We start from the raw sequence: 12,844 nt of genomic DNA on the forward strand, positions 1-12,844 counted from the left end.
GGAATACGCCCCCGGCGGGCCCGCCGCCTCAGGCGCTCCTGCCGACCGGCTCCGCCAGGGACAGTCCGAACCGCCCCTGGTCGTCGGTCCACCATTCGGTCAGCCTGAACCCGGCGGCGGTCAGCTCGTCGGCCACCCGGGCGTGCCGGAACTTCGCCGAGATCTCCGTCCGCAGTTCCTCGCCCTCGGCGAAGTGCACCGGCAGGCTGAGTGCCTCCACCTTCACCGTCTGCGGCCTGCGGGAACGCAGCCGCATCTCGATCCACTCGGCCGCCGGGTCCCAGAGCGCGACATGCTCGAAGGCCGCCGGGTCGAAGTCCGCCGACAGCTCACGGTTCACCACGGCGAGCACGTTCCGGTTGAAGGCGGCCGTCACCCCGGCCGCGTCGTCGTACGCGGCGACCAGTGCGGCCGGCTCCTTGACCAGGTCGGTGCCGAGCAGCAGTGCGTCGCCCGGCTCCAGCTCCCGGCGCAGCGTGGCCAGGAACTCGGCTCGGTCGGCCGGGGGCATGTTGCCCACGGTCCCGCCGAGGAAGGCGACCAGTCGGGGGCCGCCGTCCGGGGGCAGGCCGAGGCCTTGGGTGAAGTCGGAGACGATGGCGTGCACCGCGATCTCCGGGTACTCCCCGGTCAGCGCCCGCCCGGCCGAGGTCAGCGCGCTCTCGCTGACGTCCACGGGTACGTAGGACCGCAGGCTGCCGACCTCGCGCAGCGCGTCCAGCAGCAGCCGGGTCTTCTCGGAGGAGCCGGAGCCCAGCTCCACCAGGGTGCGGGCCTTGGTCACGGCGGCGATCTCGCGGGAGCGGGCGATCAGGATCTCCCGCTCGGCCCTGGTCGGGTAGTACTCGGGCAGCCGGGTGATCTCCTCGAACAGCTCGCTGCCCCGGGCGTCGTAGAACCACTTCGGCGGCAGCCACTTGGGACTCGCGGTCAGACCGTGTCGGACGTCGTGCCGTAGCGCTCGGCTGAAGTGGTCGGCCGGGAGCAGTCGGGTGAGGTCGAAGGTGCCCATGGTGCGGAGTTCCTCTCACAGTGCGGTGAGTTCTCGGTGCGGTGAAGTCCGGGTCGCTGAAGTTCGGCTCGCTGAAGTTCGGCTCGCTGAAGTGCGGTTCGGTGGAGTCCGGCGCGGTGAAGCCCCCGCGTTCCGCAGGAGGCCGCGCGGTGCGGCTCGGTCGGTGCGGTGCGGGGGGATGGTCAGCCGAGCGGTCGGACGGTCACGCCGTCGGGGCCGGCGAGCAGCAGCGAGCGGTCGGGCGGGTGCACCCAACCGGGCAGGTCGTCGTACGGCTCCGAGGCGAGTACCACCGAGCCGGGGCCGAGTCGGTAGCAGAGCGTGTCGCCCCAGCCGGTGGCGGCGATCGAAGTCCCGTCGGTGAGCAGCAGGTTGAGCCGGGCCTCGGCGCTGTGGTCCGCGGCCTCGAGGACGGTCCGGGCGAGCGCGACGTCCAGCGGGGCACCCGCGCGCAGCCGGTGCAGGGTGAGTGCCCACAGCAGGGCGGAGTCGCTGCCGGCCTCCAGGTCGAGCAGTTCCTCGGGCGGCAGGGTGGCGGCCAGCTTGCCCAGTTGCCGCGGCCAGCCGGGCACCGCGCCGTTGTGGCTGAACAGCCACCGCTCGGCGCCGAACGGTGCCGCCGCCGCCTCGCCCGGCGCGCAGCCGTCGGTGGCCGAGCGTACGGCGGCGAGCAGGGTGCCGGTCCGTACCACCCGGGCGAGGTCGGTGAAGGAGGGGTCGGCCCAGATGGGTCCGGCCCGCCGGTAGCGGGCCGGAACCGGGTCGTGCGCGGCGTACCAGCCGACGCCGAAGCCGTCCGCGTTCATGCTGCCGTACTGCTGCAGCCGCGGGGCCCAGGACTGCCGGTACAGGCTCGCGGGCGGGTCGACGAGCAGCTGCCGTATGGCCAACTCTGGCCCGATGTAGGCAAGATGACGGCACATCAGGCTTCCTCGACCGAGGTGGCGGTACGGAAGCCGGAGAAGATCTGCCGCCGGATCGGGTAGTCCCAGTTGCGGAAGGTGCCCCGGCAGGCCACTGGCGCGACGGCGAACGAGCCGCCGCGCAGCACCTTGTACTCGGGGCCGAAGAACACCTCGGAGTACTCCCGGTAGGGCCAGGCCCCGAAGCCCGGGTACGGCCGGAAGTCGCTCGCCGTCCACTCCCACACGTCGCCGATCAACTGCCTTGCCCCGTAGGGCGACCGGCCGGCCGGGTAGCTGCCGACGGGGGCCGGCTGCAGGTGGCGCTGACCCAGGTTGGCCAGCTCCGGGGTCGGTTCGGCGTCGCCCCACGGGTAGCGGCGGGAACGGCCGGTGGCGGGGTCGTGCCGGGCGGCCTTCTCCCACTCGGCCTCGGTCGGCAGCCGCCGTCCGGCCCAGCGGGCGAAGGCGTCGGCCTCGTACCAGCACACGTGCAGTACCGGCTCGTCGCCCGGCACCGGCTCGGTCACCCCGAAGCGGCGGCGCAGCCACTGGCCGCCGTCGCGGTGCCAGAACAGCGGGGCCTCGAGACCGGTGCGCTGCCGGTGCGCCCAGCCCTCCGCCGTCCACCAGCGCGGCTCACGGTAGCCGCCGTCCGCGATGAACTCCTGGTAGGCGGCGTTGCTCACCGGGGTGGTGTCCAGTCGGAAGGCGGGCAGGTCGACCCGGTGGGCGGGGCGCTCGTTGTCCAGCGACCAGGGCTCGGTGTCGGTGCCCATGGTGAACGGGCCGGCCGGGACCAGGACTTCGGTCGGCAGCGGATCGGGATCGAGGGCCGGTGGCGGGGGCGCGGTGAGCGCGACCGGGCCCTGCCGGAGCTGATGGGTGATCAGCATGGTTTCGTCGTGCTGCTGCTCGTGCTGGGCGATCATCCCGAAGGCGAAGCCACCGTCCAGCAGCGGTGCCCCTTCGAGGGGGCTGGCCGCGAGCAGGTCCAGCACCCGGCCGCGCACCTCGTACGAGTAGGCGCGGGCCTCGGCCGGAGGGAGCAGTGGCAGCGCGGGGCGTTCCGCGCGCGGGTGCTCGAAGGCGTCGTAGAGCGGGTCGATCTCCGGGTGCATCGCCTCTCGGCCGGCGACATTGCGCAGCAGCCAGAGCTCCTCCTGGTTGCCGATGTGGGCGAGGTCCCAGACCAGCGGCGACATCAGCGGGGAGTGCTGGGCGGTCAGGTCGCGGTCGTCCACGCAGTCGGTGAGCGCGGCGGTCCGCTTCCGGGCGGCCAGCAGCTCGGCGGCGATCCGCTCGCGCAGCGGCTCGGCGCCGGTGGGCTCCGGCGCGGCCTGGGGGAGACGGTCGGCGTTCAGCATGGTGCGCTCTCCTGGAGGACGGGGTGGACGCCGGTCCGCAGGGCGTCCAGCTGGTCGTCGGCGGGACATCGGCCCCGCGCGGGGTAGCGCTCGGCGAACTCGGTCAGGGCCCGGCTCAGCCGTCCGCTGCCGGTGCGGCGGGCGAGGGCCTGCTCGGCGGCACCGAAGCAGGCCAGCGCGGCCCGGCGCAGCGCCGGGTCGGCCATCGCCAAAGTGGCTGCCCGGCGCCAGAGTTCGGAGCGCGGAGGCAGCCGGTCGAGGGTGCCGAGGGGTTCCAGCGCGGCGAGTGCGGTGTCGGCGGCCACCGGGTCGTCGAGCAGTCCGCTGACCAGCGCCAGCGGGACCAGCCAGCCGTTGTCCGGCTGAGCGTCGATCATGCGCAGTTCCAGGTGGCCGCGCGGGCGGACCGGCGGGAACAGCGTGGTGCAGTGGTAGTGGAGGTCGGCCAGGGTCGGCGGCCGTTCGCCGCCCTCGCGCAGCCAGTCGCGGAAGGTGCGCCCGGCCGGTGCGGCCCAGGAGCGGCCGTCGTCGCGCTGGATGCACATCAGCTCGGCGTCCAGGACGTAGCGGGCCCAGTTCTCGCCCGGGTCGCCGTCGGCGAGCCGCGGCGCCAGGGTGCGGGTCGGGTCCACCCTGGACCAGACCATCTGCCGGGTGGAGCGGTGACCGGTCGGCCGACCGTCCAGTAACGGAGAGTTGGCGAAGGCGGCGACCAGCACCGGGCCGAGCAGATGGAGCAGCCGCCAGCGTGCCGGGTACGACTGCGTGCCGCTCGCGGTGCCGGCGTCCACGCAGACCTGCAGGGACGCGGTGCCGCACATCATCGTCCGGCCCCAGGGCCCGGAGCGGTCGAAGTGCCGTTCCATCGCCCGGTAGCGGGGGTGGGAGAGCTGCATCCGGCGTTCGCGGGCCAGCGGGTCGGTGCCGGAGCCGGTGAGGCGCAGGCCCTGGGCGGCGAGTGCGGCCCGCAGGGCGCCCTGGTCGAGCAGCAGGCCCTCGGCGCAGTCGCCGGGGCTGTCGGCGGGCGGGGAGCTGAGCTCGACCTGCCCGCCCGGTTCGCGGGTGAGAAGGGAACCCGCCGGGAACAGCGGGCCGGGAGGACTGCCGGCGGGGTCGGCGGGCAGCGCCGCGAGGGCCTGGGTCACCCGATCCGGCTTCACCTGGGCGCCGGGGGACCGGACATCGTGGACGAACCACTCCGCCTCCACACCGACCAGTCGGGGAGGGCCGATCTTGAAGCAGATGGCAGCCAGATGCCCCTCGGCGTTCGCCTCGGTCAGTGGCTGCACTTCCGCGCTCGGGGATATGTCGGTCAGCGTCTCGGTCACCGGGCTCACCTCGGTCGGTGGCGGGGGCGGTGTTGTCCGGTGCGCATGGTTCGGTCGTACGGCTGTCACCGGACTCACCATCCTCGGGCCGCGGTCGCGGCCCGGGTTCTACTGCTCAGTCTGCAGCGAATCAAACCTCCCCGCCGACCGGCCGAAGACCCGCCGCCGCGCGACGAGGGGCCGCCGCTGGGGCGCCGCAGCCGTCCCGTCCCGGGGAAGGGCGCAGGTCGGCGCGGTGGCGACGGAAGGGGGCAGACGGGTGAGTTCTCGCTCCGGCGAGGGCGGCGGCAGGGCGGAACCGAGAGGGGGATCACAACCCGTCCGGGCGGCCCGTGCCGCCATCGCTGACGGGTTCCGTACCCCGCCCGCTCGCCCGCTCGCCCGCTCGCCCGCCCGCTCGCCCGCCCGCTCGCCCGCCCGCCCGCCCGCCCGCCCGCTCGCCCGCCCGCCCGCCCGCCCGCCCGGACGCCGTGTCGCCGGGGTCCGCGCCCGGCGCCGCTCGCGCTAGCGGCTGCTCAGGCCGTCCCGGACCCCTGACCGGCACCTTCCGTCCGTCGCCGTGACCGCGTCCCGAGGCCACCCGGCTTGCAGGTAATGAATGATGATAGGAAGATCTTGACGTTTTACTGTCCACAGCTCCGGAAGGGTTGCCGCCATGGGACGACCGCACTGGGTCCCTGCCGGAACTGATCTCGACAAGCCGAACGCCGCCCGGGTCTACGACTACTACCTCGGCGGTTCCCACAACTTCGAGGCCGACCGCGAGATGGCCCGCAAGGCCATCGAACTCTGGCCCGACCTGCCCGCCATCATGCGCTCAAACCGGGCCTTCCTGCGCCGGGCGGTCCGGCACGTCGCCGAGCAGGGCATCACCCGCTTCCTGGACATCGGCTCGGGAATCCCGACCTTCGGCGCCGTCCACGAGGTGGCCAGGGGCATCCGCCCCGAGTCCCGGGTGGTCTACGTGGACCGCGACCCGGTCGCGGTCGCGCACAGCCGCCTGCTGCTGAAGGACGACCCGCTGAGCCAGGTGGTCGAGGCCGACCTGCGCTCGGTCGAGGACCTGCTCTCCCGCCCCGAGGTCGCCGAGCTGCTGGACGAGGGCCGGCCGGTAGCGGTGCTGCTGGTCGCGGTGCTGCACTTCGTCACCGACGAGGACGACCCCGCCAGGCTGGTGTCCGCGCTGCGCGACGCCCTGCCGCCGGGCAGCGCGCTGGTCCTCAGCCACGCCTCCACGGAGGGCCGCCCGGACCAGGCGGGACCGCACCAGGACCTCTACAAGAGCACCCCGACCCCGCTCACCATGCGCGGCCGGGACCGGATCACGGCACTGTTCGACGGGTTCGAGCTGGTCGAGCCCGGTGTCGTCTTCCTGCCGGAGTGGCATCCGGAGAACCCCGACGGGGTCGGCCCGCACCCGGAGTGGATGTCCGGTCTGGCCGGAGTCGGGTTCCTCCGGTGAGCTGGGCCCCGCCGGAGGAGGCCGCCTGGCCCGAAAGACAGGACCGCACCGGCGGGCAGCACACCACCACCTCCCAGCACGACGCCGCGACCCGGTTCCACCAGGAGTGGGCCGGGCTGCTCCAGGACGGCCACGGGGTGGCCGTCGACCCGGACATCCTGCGCCGGCTGATCTCCCGGACCGCCGGGCTGCTGCACCGCGCGCAGCTGGAGCACCCCTTCCGGTCCGACCTCGCCGCCCAGGCCGGCGCCCTGCTTGTGGACGCGCGGTTCACCGACCCGGCGGTGCTCTCCCGCGCGGTCGAGCTGCTGCAGACCCAGCCGCTGGACGGCCGGGCCCCGGAGCTCTGCGGCGCCTTCGCGGCGGGCTGGGCGGCGGCGCTGCGCGAGCGGACGCTGCGCGAGCAGGAGTCCATCCGGCTGGCGGCCGACACCGCGCGCCAGGAGATCGAGAAGGCGCTGCGGGCCTCCGAGGCCCGGTTCCGGGCCCTGTTCGAGAGCGCGGCCATCGGGATCGGCCTCGGCGACGTGGACGGCACCATATTGGCGGTCAACCGCGCCCTGCAGGACCTGTTCGGGGCCCGCCCCGAGGACCTCCAGGGCCGCCGGGTCGGCGACCTGGTGCACCCCGAGGACACCCCGGAGGTCTGGGATGCGTACGAGGAGCTGATCTCCGGCAAGCGGGACCACTTCCAGTTCGACAAGCCGTACTACCGGCAGGACGGCGAGGTGATCTGGACCCATCTCACCGTCTCGCTGATCCGTGACGACGACGGCAAGCCGGTCTACCAGGTGGCGATGCTGGAGGACATCACCGACCGCTACCGCCTCCAGGAACGGCTGCGCCACCAGGCCACCCACGACCCGCTGACCGGGCTGCCGAACCGGGTGGCCTTCTTCGAACGCCTGGAGAAGCTCTTCGAGGAGCCCGAGCCTGGCGCCCGCTTCGGCCTGTGCTACGTGGACCTGGACGGGTTCAAGGTGGTCAACGACAGCCTCGGCCACGACACCGGCGACCAGCTGCTGACAGCGGTGGCCGGCCGCCTGGAGGCCGCGCTCACCCCGCTCGGCCACCTGGTGGCCCGGCTCGGCGGCGACGAGTTCGTCGTCCTGCTGGAGAACTGCCGGGGTGAGCAGGAGGCGGTCGCGGCGGCCAAGACGGTACTGGCGGCGCTCACCAAGCCGGTGCTGATCGGCGACCACCGGCTGGCCGTCGGGGCCAGCGTCGGCGTGCTGGAGCGCCGGGTCGCCACCACCACGCCGGGAGCGGCGGTCCGGGCCGCCGACCTGACGCTCTACCGGGCCAAGGAGGCCGGCCGCGGCCGCTGGATTCTCTTCGACCCGGAGGAGAACGCCCGGGCGGTCAGTCGCTACACGGTCTCGGTCCGGATGCCCGCGGCCCTGGACCGGGGCGAGTTCTACATCGACTACCAGCCGCTGTGCTCGCTGCGCGACGGTTCGCTGGTCTCGGTCGAGGCGCTGGTGCGCTGGCGGCACCCGGAGTTGGGCGTGCTCGGCCCCGAGGAGTTCATCGGGATCGCCGAGGAGACCGGCCTGATCATGCCGCTCGGCCGCTGGGTGCTGGAGCAGGCGTGCTCCCAAGCCGCCGACTGGGTACGGCGGTTCGGTGACGCGGCGCCGCAGCTGAACGTCAACCTGGCGGTCCGTCAGGCCCGCAGCGCCAGTCTGGTCGGCGACCTGGAGCGGATCCTGCACTCCACCGGACTCAGCCCGGAGAAGCTCCAGTTGGAGATCACCGAGTCCACCGTGGTCGGCCCCGAGGACGAGGCCCTGAAGTACCTGCACGCGCTGGTGGACATGGGAGTCTCGCTGGCCGTGGACGACTTCGGCACCGGCTGGTCCAACCTGGCCTATCTGCGCGACCTCCCGGTCTCCGGGCTGAAGATCGCCGGCTCCTTCGTCGGTGACCTGCACGACCCCGGCAAGGACGCCGCACTGGGCTGGCGGATCATCAGCGGACTGGTCTCGCTCGCCCACACCCTGGACCTGACCGTCACCGCCGAGGGCGTCGAGAGCGGCGACGACGCCGAGCGGCTGCGGCAGATGGGCTGCGACTGGGCCCAGGGCTGGTACTTCGGTCGCCCGGCCCGCCCGGCCGACATCGCCCGCCGCATCGCGGAGAGCGGCCGGTAGGGCTGCCCGGCGGTACGGTACGTACACCTCCGCCTAGCTGTACGTATCGGTAAAACCGGGACAAACACCCTTGACGGGCTGTGAGCCGCCTGCCGATGATGGAGCTCTGGTGCCGCTCCGGGCACGTCGCACCGAGCGGAGCGCCAGTGTCCGTCAGTCCTCCACCGCAGACCTGCCACCGGGGCAGTGCGCCCTCCCACAGCGCCGGCCGCGGTCAGGGCGCACCCGCGGAGTCGAGGGTGCCCGTCGTGAGGTTCTCCCATGCCACCGCGACGCCCGGTGCGCTTCCTCATCGGGTCGGCAGCGCACCGGCGTCAGCGGGTCGATGCCCTGGAAGGCCGGGGCGGTGGGGCGACTCCCTTGGCGGCAGGGGAAGTTCAGGCGCCGAGCGGGAGCAGCGGGATGCCGTGGCCGAGGGTCAGCTCGGTGCCGGCCGCCTTGGTGCTCAGGTAGCGCACGTTGCTCCCGGAGAGGTGGACGCCGGTGGGGACGCGTTCGGTGACGGCGATGCCGAGCGCGGTGAGCTGGGCGGCCTTGTCGGGGTTGTTGCTGAGCAGGCGGATGCCGGTGGCGCCGAGGGTGGTGAGCATCTGGGCGGCGGCGGTGTAGTCGCGGCCGTCCTCGGGCAGGCCCAGGGCGGTGTTGGCCTGGTAGGTGTCGAGGCCCGAGTCCTGCAGGGCGTAGGCGTCGAGCTTGTTGTAGAGGCCGATGCCCCGGCCCTCCTGGCGGAGGTAGAGCAGGTAGCCGCCGCTCTCGGCGATCCGCTCGACGGCCTCGCGCAGCTGGGGTCCGCAGTCGCAGCGGTCCGAGCCGAACACGTCGCCGGTCAGGCACTCCGAGTGCAGTCGGACCAGCGGAGTTCGACCGGGCTCGCCGAGCCGCAGGGCGAGGTGCTCGGCGCCGTCGGCCAGGCCGTGGAAGGTGTGCGCCTCGGCCTCGACGCGGTAACCGTCGCCGAAGGTGAGCGGTATGCCCACCCGGGAGCGGACGGTGGCCGGGCCCGGCTCCGGGCGGTGCTGCTGCGCGTGCTCGGGCTGGGGCATGCCGGGCCTCCGGGGTGGTCGCCGGGCGGCTGGTCGTGGGCCCGGGAGTGCGGGTGCTTCGAATTCGAAACGGCTGGTCGGGCTCGACCGTACACTGTAGTTCGAATTTGAACAACCATGTCCCCCGCCGGAATCGGCCGCGGACCGGGCGCCCCGTTCGGCTCAGCATTCCCGTCCGCCCGTGCGGCCCCGCACGCAAGCTGGTGAGGGGGTGCCGCCGAGCGTTAGGAAGAGCATGTCCAAGGCATTCGGATTCGTGGCCTACGGGGGTCCGGAGAACCAGGAGTTCCTCGATCGCCCCATCCCGTCGCCAGGAACGGGCCACCTGCTGATCGCCGTCCGGGCCGCCGGGGTGAACCCGGTGGACTGGAAGATCCGGCAGGGCTACCTGGGCACCGGACGGCCGCTGCCCGCCGTGCTCGGCTCCGAGGTCTCCGGGGTGGTCGAGGCCGTGGGCCAGGGGGTCGAGGGCTTCTCGGTCGGGGACGAGGTCTTCGGCCCCACCGCCGCCGGGGGCTACGCCGAGCACACCCTGCTGGACGCCGCGACCTGCGCCCACAAGCGGCCCGATGTCAGCTTCACGCAGGCGGCGACGCTGCCGGTGGCCGCGGCGACCGCGTACGACGCGCTACGGCAGCTGGACCTCGGCAGCGGGCGGACGCTGCTGATCCTCGGCATCGCGGGCGGGGTCGGCACGGTCGCCGCCCAACTCGCCAAGGGGCACGGGCTCACCGTGCTCGGCACGGCCGGCGACGGCAACCAGGCCTTCGTGGAGTCGCTCGGCGCCACCCGGGTCCGGTACGGCGCGGGCGTGGCCGACCGGATCAGGGCCGTCGCGCCGGACGGCGTGGACGGGATCCTGGACCTGGTCGGCGGCGACGACCTGCGGGCCGCCGCCGTCACCCTCAACGACCCGGCCAAGCTGGTCTCCACCGTCGATCCGGCCACGGCAACCGAGCTCGGCGGGGCGTTCGTCCGGCGCAGCGGCGGCGCAGACACCCTGGAGGCGCTGGCCAAGCTGGTCGCCTTCGACGCGCTCGATCCGCACATCGCCGCCACCTACCCCCTGGAACACGCCGCGCACGCCCTCTCCGAGGTGGAGTCGGGTCACGTCCGCGGCAAGCTCGTCCTCGACCTCGGCTGATTGGACGCCCCATCGTGAAGATCACCACGCCTGTCGTCAACGCGCCCTGCTGGGTCGAACTCGGCACCTCGGACCCCGAGGCCGCGAGGGCCTTCTACCTCGAACTCTTCGGCTGGAAAACCAGGACCGACGCCCGCCCCGAGGCCGCCGACTACACCCAACTCCTGGTCGGCGACGCCCCGGTGGCCGCGATCAGCCCCATCGTCTCCCCCCGGCAGCGGACCGCCTGGCTGATCGGCTTCGCTTCGGCGGACGCCGACGCCACCGCCGCCGCGGCGGTAGAGAACGGGGGCAGGGTGCTGAAGGAGCCCACGGACATCTACGAGGAGGGGCGCTTCGCCGTGATCGCGGATCCGGGCGACGCGGTCTTCACCGTCTGGCAGGCCAAGGCGTTCAAGGGGGTGGGCCTGCTCAACGAACCCGGCTCGCTCGGCTGGGTGGAACTGGCCACCCGGGACACCACCGGGGCCAAGGAGTTCTACAGCCGGGTCTTCGGCTGGAGCGTGACCGTCGGCGAGACGTACACCCAGTGGGGCCTGGCTGGCGAGGACTTCGGCGGGATGCTCGACATGACCGAGCAGTTCCCGCCGGACGTCCCGCCGTACTGGATGCCGTACTTCGCGGTCGCGGACGTCGACCTGGTCGCAGAGCGGGCCGCCGCCCTCGGCGCCACCGTCATGCTGCCGCCCACGGAAGTGCCCGGCGGGCCCCGGCTTGCGGTGCTCCACGACGCCCAGGGGGCCAGGTTCGGGATCCACGTGGTGGACGCCTGAACTCCTGGGGCGGCCGCCAGGCCGCCCCAGGCGGTGACCCGACGGAACACCGTTCGCCGCGGTTCACAGCGCTCGGGAGGGCTCGGGGTCGGCGGTCCCGAGCGCGGTCGGCGCGGCCGGGCGCGGCCTGAACAGGGCGAGGCCGCCGGAAGCCAGGGTGATGGTGACGGCCGAGATGGGGGTCCAGTCGCCGAGGCGGTCGTACCAGGTGCGGGCGGCGGGGTCGGCGAGGGGGACGCGGACGGTGAGGGCGCCGCGGGCGGAGGTGTCCAGGTGGGCCAGGCGGCGGCCCTGGCGGTCGTAGGCCACGGACTCGCCGGTGAGGGCGGCCTGGACCACGGGGCGGCCGGTCTCGGCGGCGCGGAGCGCGCCGAGCGAGGCGTGCTGGGCGGGGGCCCAGGTGTTCTGGAAGGTCGAGGTCGCCGACTGGTAGGCCAGCAGCCTGGCGCCGTCGTTGGCGGCCGTGCGGGACATGTCGGGGAAGGCGGACTCGAAGCAGATCAGGGTGCCGAGCGGAAGCGGGCGGCCGTCGCGGGTGCTCGCCTGGATCAGGTGGAAGCCGGTGCCCGGCACCCGGTTCTCGCCGGCCGCCTTGCTGATCCCGGCGATCCAGCCGAGGACCGGCCGCAGCGGGATGTACTCGCCGAACGGCACCAGGCGGATCTTGCGGTAGCGGGCGACGATGCCACCGGGGGTGACCAGGACGGCGTCCTTGGAGATCCGGCCGTCGCCCTTGCGGGCGTCCTCGCCGACCAGCAGCTGGGCGCCGGTCGCGGTGGCGAGGCTGCGGAGGCGGTCCAGCGCGGCGGTGTCGCGGTCCAGGTCGGCGGCGCTGCTGCTCTCGCCCCAGACCACCAGGTCGATCGGCTGCCCGATCAGGCGGGTGGTGATCCCGGCGCTGGCGTCGAACCTGGAGCCGGGGCTCCGGGTGACGCCCGGCTGGACCAGCGCCACGGTGGCCTGCTCACCCGGCGACGGCTGGGTGCGCAGCGCGAACAGCACGGGGCCGGAGAGCACCGCGAGTACGGCCACCGCGGCGGACAGTACCCGGAGCGAGATCTGACGGTCCGTCAGCGCGATGACCACCCCGGTGTTGGCCGCCGCGACGGCGGCGCTCACCAGCCACGCCCCGCCGACCGAGGCCAGCGCCAGGACGGCCGGGTGCTGCCACTGGCTGGCGCCGAGCAGCGCCCACGGGCCGCCGAGCGCCTGCCAGGAGCGCACGTACTCGGTGCTCACCCAGACCGACGGCACGACCACCAGCGCACCGAGCGCCCGGGCGGGGGTGAGCGGCGGGTGCAGCAGGCGCCACACCGCCAGTCCGAGCGCGGTCTGCAGCGCCCCGAAGACCACGGCCAGCGGGAGCAGCGCCGGTCCGATCGAGGGGACCAGCCAGTACAACGCGGCCAGCAGGAACCCGGTACCGAACCACCAGCCGCGAACTGCCGCCTCCCGTCCGCTCGGTGAGTACCGCATCAGCAGCAGCCCGGGCACCAGGGCGACCCAGGCCAGCGGGGCCAGGCTCGGCGCGGGGAAGGCCAGGACGGGCAGTGCGCCGGCGAGGAGCGCCGCGAGGCGGGCGAGGCGGGGCGTCATGTCCTGATTGTCCGCCCGAACGGCGCGGCTGCCCAGGTCACGGACGCCGGTGTGTCACGTAGGC

Annotated in this window: 10 protein-coding genes; 4 read left to right on the top strand and 6 right to left on the bottom strand. The window is 73.7% G+C overall.

The window, feature by feature from the left end:
* Window positions 1-28: 28 nt before the first annotated feature.
* From egtD to egtA, 4 genes are all read right to left on the bottom strand, one after another.
* The gene (gene egtD, locus ACZ5ON_RS16195; RefSeq protein WP_465591928.1) at window positions 29-1,012 is read right to left on the bottom strand and encodes an L-histidine N(alpha)-methyltransferase; all 984 of its coding nucleotides are present in this window, start codon (window positions 1,010-1,012) and stop codon (window positions 29-31) included.
* A 182-nt stretch (window positions 1,013-1,194) separates the two neighbouring features.
* Window positions 1,195-1,935: an ergothioneine biosynthesis protein EgtC gene (egtC, locus tag ACZ5ON_RS16200; protein ID WP_465591931.1), complete on the bottom strand. Its 741-nt coding sequence runs from the start codon at window positions 1,933-1,935 to the stop codon at window positions 1,195-1,197.
* The gene (gene egtB / locus ACZ5ON_RS16205; RefSeq protein WP_465591934.1) at window positions 1,935-3,281 is read right to left on the bottom strand and encodes an ergothioneine biosynthesis protein EgtB; all 1,347 of its coding nucleotides are present in this window, start codon (window positions 3,279-3,281) and stop codon (window positions 1,935-1,937) included. Before egtB ends, egtC begins: the two co-directional genes overlap by 1 nt.
* Complete coding sequence (gene egtA, locus ACZ5ON_RS16210) at window positions 3,275-4,609, bottom strand: ergothioneine biosynthesis glutamate--cysteine ligase EgtA (RefSeq protein WP_465591937.1); 1,335 nt, start codon at window positions 4,607-4,609, stop codon at window positions 3,275-3,277. Before egtA ends, egtB begins: the two co-directional genes overlap by 7 nt.
* 655 nt (window positions 4,610-5,264) lie before the next feature.
* Between egtA and ACZ5ON_RS16215 the strand changes: the two genes are divergently transcribed.
* Entirely contained in the window at window positions 5,265-6,071 is an 807-nt protein-coding gene (locus tag ACZ5ON_RS16215; protein ID WP_465591940.1) for an SAM-dependent methyltransferase, read from the top strand.
* Window positions 6,068-8,224, top strand: a complete 2,157-nt coding sequence (locus tag ACZ5ON_RS16220; protein ID WP_465591943.1) for a putative bifunctional diguanylate cyclase/phosphodiesterase — start codon at window positions 6,068-6,070, stop codon at window positions 8,222-8,224. The genes ACZ5ON_RS16215 and ACZ5ON_RS16220 overlap by 4 nt, the downstream gene beginning before the upstream one ends.
* A gap of 377 nt (window positions 8,225-8,601) precedes the next feature.
* On the opposite strand, the gene ACZ5ON_RS16225 is transcribed toward ACZ5ON_RS16220, so the two are convergent.
* On the bottom strand, window positions 8,602-9,267 hold the full coding sequence (locus tag ACZ5ON_RS16225) for a GTP cyclohydrolase II (protein WP_465591946.1): 666 nt from the start codon (window positions 9,265-9,267) through the stop codon (window positions 8,602-8,604).
* 235 nt (window positions 9,268-9,502) lie between these two features.
* Here ACZ5ON_RS16225 and ACZ5ON_RS16230 point away from each other — a divergent pair, with 235 nt between their 5' ends.
* Window positions 9,503-10,411: an NADP-dependent oxidoreductase gene (locus tag ACZ5ON_RS16230; RefSeq protein WP_465591949.1), complete on the top strand. Its 909-nt coding sequence runs from the start codon at window positions 9,503-9,505 to the stop codon at window positions 10,409-10,411.
* 14 nt (window positions 10,412-10,425) lie between these two features.
* Entirely contained in the window at window positions 10,426-11,184 is a 759-nt protein-coding gene (locus ACZ5ON_RS16235) for a VOC family protein (protein WP_465591952.1), read from the top strand.
* 63 nt (window positions 11,185-11,247) lie between these two features.
* On the opposite strand, the gene lnt is transcribed toward ACZ5ON_RS16235, so the two are convergent.
* Entirely contained in the window at window positions 11,248-12,780 is a 1,533-nt protein-coding gene (gene lnt, locus ACZ5ON_RS16240) for an apolipoprotein N-acyltransferase (RefSeq protein ID WP_465591955.1), read from the bottom strand.
* Window positions 12,781-12,844 lie beyond the last annotated feature (64 nt).

It is taken from the genome of Kitasatospora sp. NPDC032150 (assembly GCF_055579945.1).